Genomic DNA, 13,003 nt, shown 5'->3' with positions numbered 1-13,003 from the left:
CACCACAGAGCGGGGAATTCCGGGTAGCTGACACCGAACATGCTTTCAGAGCATGTTCGGACGCCTATCATTCGAGGTCAGGGGCAGGAAATGGCGGGTTCTGTACACACATTCTGGCCATTAACCCTTTTCCGAGCGAATGTACCGTTCGCTCGGTTGGAGGAGCCGAGCGATACATTCGCTCGGAGGGGACCGGTCAGATCTTCATGTCGACCAGCACGCGGCGGAGCAGCTTGCCCGTCGTGTTGCGGGGAAGTTCCTCGAGGAAGATCACATCGCGCGGCACCTTGTAGCGCGCCAGATTCGCCTTCACGTACGCCTTGATCTCCTCGGGGTCGCGGGCTGCTGTGGGTGTGGGGACCACGAACGCCCGCAGGCGGGCGCCGAACTGGGGATCCTCCACCCCGACCACCGCCGCGTCGAGCACGTCGTCGCGTTCGACCAGCAGGTTCTCCACCTCCAGCGGATACACGTTCTCCCCGCCGGAGATGATCATGTCGTCGTCGCGGCCGTCGACGAAGAGATAGCCGTCGGCGTCCCAGTGACCGACGTCGCCGGTCGCGAGCAGACCGCGGATGCGTTCCTTGTCCCGCCCGTCCGTATAGCCCTCGAAACTCAGCCCGCTCGCGACGAAGATGCGTCCGGACACGCCGGGTTCGGTGACGGGGTTACCCGCGTCGTCGAGGATCTCCACCCGGCACGACACGGGTGGGCGGCCGGCGGTTCCGGGCGCGCGCCGCAGGTCCTCGGGGGTCGCGACCGTCGCGACCGCGCACTCGGTCGACCCGTAGAGGTTGTGCAGGACGTCGCCGAACGCCTCGCGGGTGCGCCGGCACAGATCGGGGGACAGGGCCGACCCGGCAGCGAAGATGATCTTCAGGCTCGAGGTGTCGAACTCCGCGATCTTCCCGATGCCGAGGTCGAGGATGCGCTGCAGCATCGTGGGCACGACGACCAGCACGTTCGCCCGTTCGCCCTCGATGAGCCGCAGGGTTTCGAGCGGATCGAACCGGCGCGCCATGATCACCGTCTGCCCCAGCGCCAGGGCCATTGCCATCTGGGAGACGCCGGTGCCGTGGAAGGCGGGCGCGGCCATGAGCATCCTCTGGCCACGACGCAACGGAACCCGGTCGAGGAACTGGGCGGATGTGAACGGCGAGGTCCGGCCGCGTGGCGCGCCCTTCGGGGTGCCGGTGGTACCGCTGGTGAGCAGCACGAATCCGCCCGGCTCCGACGGCGCGGGGACCGGCGACCGATCGAACTTGTAGAGCAGCGAGTCGATGGCCGGTGCGCCGGGAACCAGCTCGTCCTGCCACGACAGATAGGTGCGGGTGCCCTCGGGCAGGGCAGCGGCCGCGGCGGCGAACTCGGAGTCGAACACGAACGTCTCGACGTTCTCGCGGGCCGCGATGTCGGCGAGCTGGCGGGGTGCGAGTCCGGTGTTCATCAGCACGAGTTTCGTGCCGAGCTTCGCCGACGCGAGCATCGTCAGGACCAGGCCGCGGTGGTTGCGTGCCATCACACCCAGCACGGTGCCGGGGCGGATGCCGTCGGCCTGCCAGGCCCGCACCAGCGCGTTGGACATGCCTTCGAGGTTCCGGTAACTGACCGCGCCACGTTCGTCGATGATCGCGATGGCCTCGAGGCCGCGTGCGACGTCGGCGTGCACCGGCCCGGCGAACGGTCCGTACTTGCGCACCGCGAGGAGCGTGGAGACCGTGTGGTCGACCCGGGGGAACGACAGTACCCCGGCGCGCTGCATGACCATGAGCGATCCGACGGTGTCGGTGACCTTCCGGACGAGATCCTGCGCCGACATACGACACCTCCTTGTGCCCGATGGATGCACCCACATCGTGACCCAAATCACAGCCGATGGGGGCACCTTTGCGCTCACCGTCGCCCCGGGTAGGGGAGGAAGCTCCGATGTCGGGGGTCGATGACAGGGTGGAGGTGTGCTCGAGTTGACCGCCGACGCGGCCCGACGCGTCGTCCTCGCCGCCCAGGGTTTCGCGGACCGTCGCCCGGCCGGCCGTGCCACGCGCCGTCACGTGCTGCGCGCGGTCCAGCGCACGTCGTTGCTTCAACTCGACTCGGTGTCGGTCGCCGTGCGCGCGCACTACATGCCGGTGTTCAGCCGGATCGGTGGTTACGACCGCGAACTCCTCGACACCGCCGCCTGGCAGAACACGAGCCGGTCGCCGCGCGCCCTCGTCGAATACTGGGCGCACGAGGCCGCGCTGATCCCCGTCGACGACTGGCCGCTGATGCGGTGGCGCATGAACCGCTACTCCCACGGCCGCTGGGCCGGGGAACGACGTGTGGTGGAGCAGAATCCCATGCTGGGCAGGGATGTGCTCGACGTCGTCAGGGAGGTCGGTGCCGCCACCGCCGGGGACATCGAACGGCACCTGCGGATCACGCCGCAGGGCCGCGGCGGGCCGTGGTGGGGACGCACCGAGACGAAGGTGATCTGCGAGCAGCTCTTCGCCTCCGGCGCGTTGTCGGTCGACCGGCGGGTCGCCTTCACCCGGCACTACGACCTGGCCGAACGTGTCCTCCCCGACGACGTGATCGGCGTGGAGATCGACGAGCGCGACGCGATCCGCGAGCTCGTTCACCGTGCGGCACGGTCGCTGGGGGTGGCCACCACCGCGGATCTGCGCGACTACTACCGGCTCTCGGCCGAGCAGACCACGGCGGCCGTGGCCGATCTCGTCGACGAGGGCGTGCTCGTACCCGTGACCGTGCGCGGCTGGTCCGATCCCGCCTACCTGGATGCCGCCGCCCGCATCCCGCGACGCGCGCACGGCACGGCGCTGCTCTGCCCGTTCGATCCGCTCGTCTTCTGCCGGCCGCGCACCGAGCGGCTCTTCGGCTTCCGGTACCGCATCGAGATCTACACGCCCGCCCACAAACGCGTGCACGGCTACTACGTCTTCCCGTTCCTGCAGAACGGTGACCTCGTGGGGCGGGTCGACCTCAAAGCCGACCGCGGAGCCGACGCCCTGCGCGTGCCGGGCGCGTTCGTCGAACCGGGTCGCGACGCCGGGGAGGTCGCCGAATCCCTCGCCGTCGAGCTGCGGGAGATGGCGACCTGGCTGGGACTGTCCGATGTCGTGGTCGGGGACCGCGGCGACCTGGTCGCCGAGCTGGCGGTGCGCCTCTGACAACCCTTCGGGGTTTCGTGAACGGCCAGGACGGGCATCTGCATCGCATGACGCCCCACGTCGGCACGACTTCGCCCACCGACTCGATCCGCACGACGGTTGTCGCACTGAGTGCGGTCGTCGCGGTGCTCTGTTCGTTCCCCGGCTCGGGAGCGGTTGCCGGAACCCCGATCTCGGAGGCGGCGGGAGGAGCATTGTCGGCTGATGCGACGGCCGTCGCGCCCGGCGGCGCCGCCTTCTCGATCTGGACGCTCATCTACGTCGGGTTGATCGCGCTCGCAGTGTGGCAGGCGCTGCCGCAGCAGCGCGCGAATCCGCGTCAGCGACAGTCAGGGTGGTGGATCGCCGCGTCGATGCTGCTCAATGCCGCATGGATCCTGGCCGTCCAGGTCGATCTGGTGTGGCTCAGCGTCGTGGTCATCGCGGCGCTGCTCGGGGTTCTGGCCAGGGTTTTCGTGTTGCTCACGGCAACCCGGCCGGAGTCCCGGCTCGAGGCAGTGGTGGTCGACGGCACCATGTTCGTGTATCTGGGCTGGGTGGCGGTCGCGACGGGGGCGAACATCGCCGCCGCGCTGCAGGCCGACCGCCTCGACCCGCTGGGTCTGGGAGCGGACACGTGGGCGGTGATCGTCCTCGCGCTGGTGGCTGTGGTGTCGGTGTTCCTGGCCGTTGTCGGACGCGGGCGGCTCGCGGTCACGGCCGCGATCGTCTGGGGGCTGTTGTGGATCGCGCTGGCGCGCATCGACTCCGACGGCTGGCAGTCCACACCTGCCGCGGTGGCCGCGGCCGTTGCCGCCGTCGTGGCAGCGGTGTCGGCTGTCGTCGTCCGGACCGCCACGTCGAAGCCGGAACCGCGATTCTGATCACGGCGGCATCTTTCGCTCCATCGCCGGTAGGTTCGTCGGCATGCCCGAACAGCCCGACGAGAATCGACCGCACCCTCCCTACGGCTGGAGTCTTCCGGGCTCCGACCCTGACGACTGGGATCGAGTGCGTGCCAACCTCGTTCCGGGGCAGCGATTGTCCGGAACCGTCGCACTGATCCCACGGCCGGGCGCGATCGGCATCTTCGTAGACCTCGGTCTTCCCGTCGGCGGATTCGTCGACGTTCTGTTGCTTCCCGACGACACCGGCAGCTGGCCCGCCGAGGGGACCGTCACGGACTTCCTCGTGTGGTGGATGGACCCGGAGAGGCCTCAGATACGCCTGGTCCCCACCGAATCCCGTTTCCGCCGTGAGGACTTCGACACCTGGTGCCTCACCCACGCTCCCACCGGCGATCCGCGGGTTCTCGAATCCTTCCGGTTCGACTCGTGAGCCACCCGAGGTCGCACGGAAACCGGTCCGGGCCGCCGTGGCGCCCCGGACCGGTTTCTCGCGTTCGACCCGCTTACTTGAGTTCGGAGGACGACTTGCCGAGCAGGCGTCGCGCGACGATGAGCTGCTGGATCTGCTGGGTGCCTTCGAAGATGTCGAGAATCTTCGAGTCGCGTGCCCACTTCTCGAGCAGCGGCCGCTCCGAGTAGCCGTAGGTGCCGGCGAGTTCGACGGCCTTGAGCGACACCGCGGTCCCGGTGCGTCCGGCCTTCGCCTTCGAGATGGACGCCTCGAGCGAGTTCGGCTTCTTGTTGTCGGCCATCCACGTGGCGCGCAGCGCGAGCAGGTAGGACGCTTCCCAATCCGCCTCGAGCGCCAGGAATTCGGCGGCCGCGGCGTGCTGGTTGTTCGCCGGGATGTCGTAGGACACCTCGATTCCGGCCTCGGACAGGATCGCGCGCAGTTCCTCGAGCACGGCCCGTCCCAGGCCGATCGCCATACCGGCCACGATCGGCCGGGTGTTGTCGAAGGTCTGCATGACGCCCGCGAAGCCCTGTTCGACGTTCACCTCGGGGGAACCGAGGATGTTGTCCTTGGGGATTCGGCAGTCCTGCAGAACCAGGACCGCGGTGTCGGATGCCCGGATGCCGAGCTTGTGCTCGAGCCGGGCGACGCTCAGTCCCGGTGCGTCGCGCGGCACCACGAACGACTTGATCGCCGCGCGACCCTTGGATCGGTCCACGCTGGCCCAGACGACGACGTGCGTCGAACGCTCACCGGCGGTGACGAAGATCTTCTCGCCGTTGAGGACCCACTCGTCGCCGTCGAGCACGGCGGTGGTGGTCACGGCCGCCGAGTCGGAGCCGAAACTCGGTTCGGTGATCGCCATCGAGGCCCACACCTTGCCGAACCGTTCGAGCTGTTCGTCGGTGGCGACCGCGGCGATCGCCGAGTTGCCCAGGCCCTGGTAGGGGATGGACAAGGTCAGTCCGACATCGCCCCAGCAGGTTTCGATGACGTTGAGCAGTCCGGCCATGTTGCCGCCGTTGGCGTTGCCGCCCTTGGCATCCTGCTTCTTCGCGTCGCGCCCGAGGGCGGCGCCGGCCGCACCCTGCCCGGAGTCGTTGAGCCCCTCGACCATCGCGGCCATCGTGTCGAGCTCGACCGGGTAGACGTGCTCGGCGAGGTCGTACTTGCGGGAGACCGGGCGGAAGATCTGCGCGGCGACCTGATGAGCCTGATTCGCAGAGGCCTTGAGCTTCTTCGGAAGTTCGAGATTGATCATCTACAGATTCCTTGTTCGGGTCGGACCGCTCAGATGAGGACGATGCCCTCGGCGACGCCGACGGCACGCAGATCGCGGTACCAGCGCTCGACGGGATGTTCCTTGGTGAAACCGTGGCCGCCGAGCAACTGCACGCCGTCGAGGCCGATCTGCATGCCCTTGTCGGTCGCGAGCTTGCGGGCCAGCGCGGCCTCGCGGGCGAACGACAGGCCCTGTTCCGCGCGGGAGGCGCCGCGCAGGGTGACGAGACGGATGCCGTCGAGCTCGATCTTGATGTTGGCGACCATGAAGGCCACCGCCTGACGGTGGCTGATCGGCTCACCGAACGCCTGGCGCTCGTTGACGTAGGGGATCACGTAGTCGAGCACGGCCTGGCCGGTGCCCATCGCGAGCGAGGCCCAGCCCAGACGGGCCAGACGCACGGCGTCGGCGTACTGCTCGGCACGCAGGTCCGCGGCGGCGGTGTCGAGCGAATCGGTTCCGTCCGAGCCGAGCAACGCCGACTGCGGTACCGCGACGTCGTTCAGGTGCAGCCGGCCGAGGCCGGCGGCACGCAGGCCCATGCTGGGATCGGCCTCGACGACGACGCCCTTGCTCTTGGCCTCGACGATGAACAGGGCCGGGCGGCCGTCGAGTTCGGCGGCGACGACGAAGAGCTCGGCGCTGCCCGCGGCCGGGACGAACGACTTGACGCCGTTGAGGCGGTAGCCGCTGGGGGAGCGCACTGCCTTGGTCTGCAGGGCGAACGGATCGAACAGGGCGCGCGGCTCGGCGATCACCACGGAGGCCTGCGGCACGTCGTCGCTCGCGAAGGCGGGCAGGTAGGTCTTCTGCTGCTCGTCGCTGCCCCACTGGGTGAGCGCGACGGCGACGCCGCTGGGCGCCAGGATCGGCAGCGCCAGGCCCATGTCGCCGTGCGCGAGTGCTTCGGCGACGAGTGCGTTGGTGACGGTGCCGCGCTCGGTGGCGGCGCCGTCGAACGCCTCGGGGACGTTGACGAGGGTGATGCCGAGCTCGGCGGCGCGGGCGAGCAGGTCGGCGGGCGCCGCTGCGGCCTCGTCGGCGTCGTGGGCCGCGGGCCGGAGGATCTCGGCCGCGAATTCCTGGACGGTCTCGACGATCATCTGCTGATCGTCGGTGGGGGTCAGATCGAAGAAGTCGCTTCTCTTCGGTGCGTCGAGGCGCTGCGGCGCACCGCCGCCGGAGACCTTCTTGAACGCGCGGGTGGCGGCACCGAGCGTCTTGAAGCCGGTCTTGGTGGACTGGTACGTGGCCCGGTCGATGGTCTGACGGAAGTTGTAGCGATCCGCCAGCTCCGAACCGGTGATTCGCGTGAGCACGCGCATCGCGGCGCCCATGACGTCCCGCTTCACCGGGTTCAGGCCGACCGCAGACGTATCGCGTCGGGGGGTCCGGGCCACACTGTCTTGCTTGCTCATGATCACCAGAAGTCTCTCGATGGGATCGGACCCCACCAACCTTACTCTGGAGTAAGAAGAGTGTCTACTACGGAGTAAGAACCTTCCGGCGACCGCGCCGACGCAGGTCAGTGCGCCGGACGCAACCTTGCGAGCACGTCGTCGTGCAGGGCCGAATTGGTCGCGACGGCGCTGCCGCCGTGCGGGCCGTCCACGCCCTCGACGTCGGTGAACCGGCCCCCGGCCTCGCGGATCAACACATCGAGCGCGGCCAGGTCCCACAGCGAGACCTCCGGCTCGAGCGCGATGTCCAGGGCGCCCTCCGCGAGCAGGCAGTAGGAGAAGAAGTCGCCGTACGCGCGGACCCGCCACACCTCGTCGGTCAGGGCGATGAACTCGTCGCGCAGGCCGCGGTCGCGCCAGCCCGACAGGCTCGAGAAACTCAGCGACGCCGACTCCGGGCGGGTCACCTCCGACACCGCGATCCGGCGCGGCGCCCCGCCCTCGAAGGACGTCCACGCGCCCTGTCCCGCGACCGCCCACCACCGGCGGTTCAGGGCCGGGGCGCTGACCACGCCGACCACCGGCACGCCGTCGTCGAGAAGCGCGATCAGGCTGGCCCACACCGGCACCCCGCGCACGAAGTTCTTGGTTCCGTCGATCGGGTCCACCACCCACTGGCGGCCGGAGAACACCGCGTCGCCGCCGAACTCCTCGCCGAGCACCGCGTCCGCCGGCCGCTCGGCACCCAGCACGTCGCGGACCAGTCGCTCCACCGCGAGATCCGCGTCCGACACCGGGGTCAGGTCCGGCTTGTCGCTCACCTTGAGGTCCAGCGCACCGAAGCGGGCGCGGGTGACGGCGTCCGCCTCGTCGGCGATGCGCAGGGCGAGGTCCAGGTCGGCGGTGAAGTCGGTGGTCATGCCCAGAACGCTAGCCGGTAACCTTGGAAATCGTGCATCCCGATGTTTCCGCAGACCTGGCCGAGCTCGCGACCACCCTCGAGACCGTGGAAACGGTCCTCGACGTGGAGGAGCTGCGCCGTCGAATCGACGAACTCGAGCACCAGGCCGCCGACCCAGAGCTGTGGAACGACCAGGAGCACGCGCAGCAGGTCACCAGCCAGCTCTCGCACGCCCAGGGCGAACTGCGCCGTGTCGAGGAGCTGCGCTCGCGGCTCGACGACCTGCCGGTGCTCTACGAGCTCGCCGAGGGCGAGGAGGGCGACGACCGCGCGGCCGCGCTCGCCGACGCCGACGCCGAACGCGCGGCGCTGCGCGCCGACATCGAGGCGATGGAGGTGCGCACCCTGCTGTCCGGTGAGTACGACCAGCGCGACGCCCTGGTGAACATCCGGGCCGGTGCCGGTGGTGTCGACGCCGCCGACTGGGCCGAGATGCTCATGCGCATGTACATCCGCTGGGCCGACAAGCACGGTTACGGCGTCGAGGTCTACGACACGTCCTACGCGGAAGAAGCCGGCATCAAGTCGGCGACCTTCGCGATCAAGGCGCCCTACACGTACGGCACGCTGTCCGTCGAAATGGGCACCCACCGCCTCGTGCGCATCAGCCCCTTCGACAACCAGGGACGTCGCCAGACCTCCTTCGCCGAGGTCGAGGTCCTGCCGGTCGTCGAGACGACCGACCACATCGACATCGACGAGAACGACGTGCGCGTCGACGTGTACCGGTCGTCCGGTCCCGGTGGCCAGTCCGTCAACACCACCGACTCCGCGGTGCGCCTGACCCACATTCCCACCGGCATCGTCGTGACCTGCCAGAACGAGAAGTCGCAGCTGCAGAACAAGGTCTCGGCCATGCGCGTGCTGCAGGCCAAGCTCCTCGAACGCAAGCGTCAGGAGGAGCGCGCCGAGATGGACGCGCTCAAGGGCGACGGCGGCAGCTCGTGGGGCAACCAGATGCGCTCGTACGTGCTGCACCCGTACCAGATGGTCAAGGACCTGCGCACCGAGTACGAGGTCAACAATCCGTCGGCGGTGCTCGACGGTGAGATCGACGGATTTCTCGAAGAAGGCATCCGCTGGCGCATGCGCGAGAACCAGAACCAGTAACCGCCCGACCCGGTAATCGCTCGACCCGACACTTCACAGACCCCAGGGAGGTCTCCCTCTGTTTCCCGGTAGAACGCTGCTCGACTGGCTGACCACCAACGGCCTGCTGATCGCCCTGACGGTGCTCGGCGCCGTCATCATCGCCCGGTTCGTGAGCTGGGTCGGGAACCGGATCACCCGGAACATCGACGAGAAGTACCAGGAGTCGGACGACCTGGTGCGGTCGGAGGCATCCAAACACCGGCACTCGGTGGCCCAGGTCGTGCGGTGGGTGGTCATCACTTTCGTCTACATCGTGGCGACGCTGAAGGTGTTCGACTACCTGCAGCTGCCGATCGGCAGTCTCGTCGCGCCGGCGACCGTGCTCGGTGCGGCGCTCGGCTTCGGCGCGCAGCGCATCGTGCAGGACATCCTCGCGGGATTCTTCATCATCACCGAACGCCAGTACGGGTTCGGCGACACCGTGCAGATCTCGGTCACCGGTTCCTCACAGGACGCGGTCGGCACCATCGAGAACGTCACGCTGCGGGTGACGCGGCTGCGCAACTCGGCCGGTGAGGTGATCATCGTGCCCAACGGCCAGATCAACAAGGCGATCAACCTGTCCAAGGACTGGGCGCGGGCGGTCATCGACGTGCCGGTGCCGGTCACCGCGGACATCTCCGAGGTCAACGAGATCCTGCACGACGTGGGTGTCGCCGCCTACAAGGACGGGAAGTTGCGGGAACTGCTGCTCGACGAACCCAGCGTGATGGGTGTCGAGAGCCTCGAGGTCGACCAGGTCAGCATCCGGGTCGTCGCGCGGACACTGCCTGGCAAGCAGTTCCAGGTGGGCCGCGCGCTGCGGGCACGCATCGCCGCCGCACTGAGACGCAAGGGCATCACGGTGACACCGCAACTCGACACCGTGTCCGTCGTCAACCGGGCGGAGGAGGTGGACGCATGAGCGACGCGAACAAGACCGGCGATCGGGCGAAGCCGGCCACACCCGCCAAAGAGACGACCGGCAAGGTGACGACCACCGGGACCGCGGCCGGGAACGAGACCGCGGCCGGGAAGACGCGACCGCAGATCAAGATCCCGCCCAAGCTGTTCGGCGGCCGAATGCGCACCACGACCGTGGCGATGTGCGTGACCTGGCTCGGCCTGTGGATGCTGTACCTCTATCTCAACCAGGACGAGGAACCGGCGGTCCCGGCACAGCCGGGTGCGGTCGTGATCTCGGAGACGCCGTACGTGCCGTTCGTGGCGCCCGCCGAGACGCCCGCGACGACCGCGGAGACCACCGTGCCGCAGTCCACCACGCCGACGACCACCACGGACGCCCCCACCTCGGTACCGGCCGTCCCGGAGCCGTCGGTGACCACGACCGCGCCCACGACGACGGAGACGCCGCGGTTCCGTCTGCCCGAGTTCCCCGGCATCCCCGGTCTCGAGGGCGGCGACAGCGGTAACACCACCACCGCGAACACCACCGAACCCACCGTCGCTCCAGGCCAGTAGGTCACCATCCGGTAACAAACAGCTAGCATGGCGTCGTGATCCGCCTGGAGAATGTGTCCAAGTCGTACAAGACGTCCACCCGTCCCGCACTGGACAACGTCAGTGTCGAGATCGGTAAAGGCGAGTTCGTGTTCCTCATCGGACCGTCGGGCTCGGGCAAGTCGACGTTCCTGCGACTGCTGCTGCGCGAGGAGACACCGACGTCCGGCGACGTCCACGTCGCGGACTTCCACGTCAACAAGCTCTCCGGCCGACGGGTGCCGAAGCTGCGGCAGTCCCTCGGCTGTGTGTTCCAGGACTTCCGGTTGCTGCAGCAGAAGACGGTCGCCGAGAACGTCGCGTTCGCCCTCGAGGTGATCGGCAAGCCCCGGTCCATCATCGAACGCACGGTGCCCGAGGTCCTCGACCTGGTGGGTCTCTCCGGCAAGGCGGACCGGCTGCCCGGCGAACTGTCCGGCGGCGAACAGCAGCGCGTCGCGATCGCCCGGGCGTTCGTGAACCGTCCGCTGGTGCTCATGGCCGACGAGCCGACCGGCAACCTGGACCCCGACACCAGCCAGGACATCATGATGCTGCTCGAACGGATCAACCGCACCGGCACCACGGTCCTGATGGCCACCCACGACCACCACATCGTCGACTCCATGCGCCGGCGCGTCGTCGAACTCGACCTCGGCCGGGTGGTCCGCGACGAAGCGCGCGGCGTCTACGGCGTCGGCCGCTAGCAGGCGCCGGCCCCTAGCTCTCGACCGCCCGGCAACCGAAGGACTTCCCACCCGATGCGAGCAAGCTTCCTGTTCAGCGAGGTCGTGACCGGCCTGCGCCGCAACCTCACCATGACCGTCGCGATGATCCTGACCACCGCGATCTCCCTCGGCCTGTTCGGTGCCGGTCTGCTCGTCGTGCAGATGGCCGACAAGACCCAGAGCATCTTCCTCGATCGGGTGGAGGTGCAGCTGTTCCTCACCGACGACGTCTCGACCCTCGACCCCGACTGCGAACAGGACATCTGCCGCACCCTGCGCAGCGACCTGGAGAACACGCCGTCGGTGGTGTCGGTGCAGTACCTCAACCGTGAGGACGCCGTCGCCGACGCGACCGAACGTGTCTTCAAGGACCAGCCGGAGCTGGCCGAACTGGTCAGCGCGGAGAGCTTCCCGGCGTCGTTCAAGGTGAAGCTGTCGGACCCGGACCGGTTCGGCATCATCCAGGACGAGTTCGGGTACCGGCCCGGCGTGGAGAGCGTGCTCAATCAGAAGGACCTCGTCGAGCGGCTGTTCAGCGTGCTCTCCGGTGTCCGCAACGCGGCGTTCGCGATCGCGGTGGTGCAGGCGATCGCCGCGATCCTGCTCATCGCGAACATGGTGCAGATCGCGGCGTTCACCCGCCGCACCGAGGTCGGCATCATGCGCCTGGTCGGCGCCACCCGCTGGTACACCCAGCTGCCGTTCCTGCTCGAAGCGGTCGTCGCCGCGGTGATCGGCGCGGTGCTCGCGATCGCGGCGTTGTTCACCGCGAAGAGCGCCTTCGTCGACGATGTGCTCGCCGACGTGTACGACGCCAACATCGTCGCCCGCATCACCACCAGCGACGTGGTGCTCGTCTCGCCGATCCTCGTGATCGTCGGGGTCGGCATGGCCGCGATCACCGCGTACGTCACGCTGCGCCTGTACGTGCGTGAATAACCGGTTGCCGGAGGTTCCTATGCTGGACGGTGTTCTGTTCGATCGCTCGTGGACCGGAAGGGCCTGCACGTGAAGGAGAAGGGCCGGAAGGTCATCGCGACCAACCGCAAGGCACGCCACAACTACACCATCCTCGACACCTACGAGGCCGGCATCGCCCTCGTCGGTACCGAGGTCAAGAGCCTGCGCGAGGGCAAGGCCTCGCTCGTCGACGCGTTCGCGACCGTCGACGACGGGGAGGTGTGGCTGCGCGGACTGCACATCCCCGAGTACGGCCACGGCACGTGGACCAACCATGCGCCGCGACGCACCCGCAAGCTGCTGCTGCACCGCCGCGAGATCGACGCGCTCGTCGGCAAGTCCCGGGAGGGCAACCAGACGCTGGTGCCGTTGTCGATGTACTTCTCCGACGGCAAGGTCAAGGTCGAACTGGCCCTGGCGAAGGGCAAGCAGGACTACGACAAGCGTCAGGACATCGCGCGTCGCACCGCCGAGCGGGAGGTCACGCGTGAGCTCGGCCGCCGCGTGAAGGGAATGCGCCGCTGACTGCG

13 protein-coding genes are annotated in these 13,003 nt (G+C 68.4%); 9 read left to right on the top strand and 4 right to left on the bottom strand.

Annotated features, from left to right (window positions below; translation table 11 throughout):
* Positions 1 to 196: 196 nt before the first annotated feature.
* Positions 197 to 1,819, bottom strand: coding sequence for an acyl-CoA synthetase (locus M1M07_RS04300; RefSeq protein WP_248673371.1), 1,623 nt, complete (start codon positions 1,817 to 1,819; stop codon positions 197 to 199).
* 136 nt (positions 1,820 to 1,955) lie between these two features.
* Here M1M07_RS04300 and M1M07_RS04295 point away from each other — a divergent pair, with 136 nt between their 5' ends.
* Genes M1M07_RS04295 through M1M07_RS04285 form a run of 3 tightly spaced genes read left to right on the top strand, consistent with a single transcriptional unit; the run spans position 1,956 to position 4,487 of the window.
* Positions 1,956 to 3,170: a winged helix-turn-helix domain-containing protein gene (locus M1M07_RS04295; RefSeq protein ID WP_248673370.1), complete on the top strand. Its 1,215-nt coding sequence runs from the start codon at positions 1,956 to 1,958 to the stop codon at positions 3,168 to 3,170.
* A 47-nt stretch (positions 3,171 to 3,217) separates the two neighbouring features.
* Positions 3,218 to 4,033 carry a TspO/MBR family protein gene (locus M1M07_RS04290; protein WP_248673369.1) on the top strand — a complete coding sequence of 272 codons (816 nt, stop codon included), beginning with the start codon at positions 3,218 to 3,220 and terminating at the stop codon, positions 4,031 to 4,033.
* A 43-nt stretch (positions 4,034 to 4,076) separates the two neighbouring features.
* Positions 4,077 to 4,487 (top strand): hypothetical protein, encoded by a 411-nt coding sequence (locus M1M07_RS04285; protein ID WP_248673368.1) that lies wholly within the window; start codon positions 4,077 to 4,079, stop codon positions 4,485 to 4,487.
* Between the two features lie 73 nt (positions 4,488 to 4,560).
* On the opposite strand, the gene M1M07_RS04280 is transcribed toward M1M07_RS04285, so the two are convergent.
* From M1M07_RS04280 to hisN, 3 genes are all read right to left on the bottom strand, one after another.
* The gene (locus tag M1M07_RS04280) at positions 4,561 to 5,772 is read right to left on the bottom strand and encodes an acyl-CoA dehydrogenase family protein (RefSeq protein WP_248673367.1); all 1,212 of its coding nucleotides are present in this window, start codon (positions 5,770 to 5,772) and stop codon (positions 4,561 to 4,563) included.
* A gap of 29 nt (positions 5,773 to 5,801) precedes the next feature.
* The gene (locus tag M1M07_RS04275) at positions 5,802 to 7,217 is read right to left on the bottom strand and encodes an acyl-CoA dehydrogenase family protein (protein ID WP_248673381.1); all 1,416 of its coding nucleotides are present in this window, start codon (positions 7,215 to 7,217) and stop codon (positions 5,802 to 5,804) included.
* Between the two features lie 101 nt (positions 7,218 to 7,318).
* A complete protein-coding gene (gene hisN / locus M1M07_RS04270; protein ID WP_248673366.1) occupies positions 7,319 to 8,113 on the bottom strand; it encodes a histidinol-phosphatase in 795 nt (264 codons plus the stop codon).
* A 32-nt stretch (positions 8,114 to 8,145) separates the two neighbouring features.
* On the opposite strand from hisN, the gene prfB reads away from it, so the two are divergent.
* The 6 genes from prfB (at position 8,146) to smpB (ending at position 12,998) form a co-directional block, all read left to right on the top strand.
* Positions 8,146 to 9,264: a peptide chain release factor 2 gene (gene prfB / locus M1M07_RS04265; protein WP_248673365.1), complete on the top strand. Its 1,119-nt coding sequence runs from the start codon at positions 8,146 to 8,148 to the stop codon at positions 9,262 to 9,264.
* An 88-nt stretch (positions 9,265 to 9,352) separates the two neighbouring features.
* Positions 9,353 to 10,210 carry a mechanosensitive ion channel family protein gene (locus M1M07_RS04260; RefSeq protein WP_231611151.1) on the top strand — a complete coding sequence of 286 codons (858 nt, stop codon included), beginning with the start codon at positions 9,353 to 9,355 and terminating at the stop codon, positions 10,208 to 10,210.
* The gene (locus tag M1M07_RS04255) at positions 10,207 to 10,767 is read left to right on the top strand and encodes a hypothetical protein (protein ID WP_248673364.1); all 561 of its coding nucleotides are present in this window, start codon (positions 10,207 to 10,209) and stop codon (positions 10,765 to 10,767) included. Before M1M07_RS04260 ends, M1M07_RS04255 begins: the two co-directional genes overlap by 4 nt.
* Before the next feature lie 35 nt (positions 10,768 to 10,802).
* Complete coding sequence (gene ftsE, locus M1M07_RS04250) at positions 10,803 to 11,492, top strand: cell division ATP-binding protein FtsE (RefSeq protein WP_197254341.1); 690 nt, start codon at positions 10,803 to 10,805, stop codon at positions 11,490 to 11,492.
* A gap of 54 nt (positions 11,493 to 11,546) precedes the next feature.
* Positions 11,547 to 12,452: a permease-like cell division protein FtsX gene (ftsX, locus tag M1M07_RS04245; RefSeq protein WP_197254343.1), complete on the top strand. Its 906-nt coding sequence runs from the start codon at positions 11,547 to 11,549 to the stop codon at positions 12,450 to 12,452.
* Between the two features lie 69 nt (positions 12,453 to 12,521).
* Positions 12,522 to 12,998, top strand: a complete 477-nt coding sequence (smpB, locus tag M1M07_RS04240) for an SsrA-binding protein SmpB (RefSeq protein WP_197254419.1) — start codon at positions 12,522 to 12,524, stop codon at positions 12,996 to 12,998.
* Positions 12,999 to 13,003 lie beyond the last annotated feature (5 nt).

This window comes from Rhodococcus sp. HM1, from assembly GCF_023218075.1.
GTDB lineage: Bacteria > Actinomycetota > Actinomycetes > Mycobacteriales > Mycobacteriaceae > Rhodococcus.
Note: the sequence above shows the minus strand (reverse complement) of the source record. Positions and strands in the feature narration are given on the sequence as shown.

What these genes read in the sequence shown, in the direction of transcription:
- M1M07_RS04300 (WP_248673371.1), bottom strand. Translation starts at nt 1,819, where the DNA reads ATGTCGGCGCAGGATCTCGTCCGGAAGGTCACCGACACCGTCGGATCG.
- M1M07_RS04290 (WP_248673369.1), top strand. Translation starts at nt 3,218, where the DNA reads ATGACGCCCCACGTCGGCACGACTTCGCCCACCGACTCGATCCGCACG.
- M1M07_RS04285 (WP_248673368.1), top strand. Translation starts at nt 4,077, where the DNA reads ATGCCCGAACAGCCCGACGAGAATCGACCGCACCCTCCCTACGGCTGG.
- M1M07_RS04280 (WP_248673367.1), bottom strand. Translation starts at nt 5,772, where the DNA reads ATGATCAATCTCGAACTTCCGAAGAAGCTCAAGGCCTCTGCGAATCAG.
- hisN (WP_248673366.1), bottom strand. Translation starts at nt 8,113, where the DNA reads ATGACCACCGACTTCACCGCCGACCTGGACCTCGCCCTGCGCATCGCC.
- M1M07_RS04255 (WP_248673364.1), top strand. Translation starts at nt 10,207, where the DNA reads ATGAGCGACGCGAACAAGACCGGCGATCGGGCGAAGCCGGCCACACCC.
- ftsX (WP_197254343.1), top strand. Translation starts at nt 11,547, where the DNA reads ATGCGAGCAAGCTTCCTGTTCAGCGAGGTCGTGACCGGCCTGCGCCGC.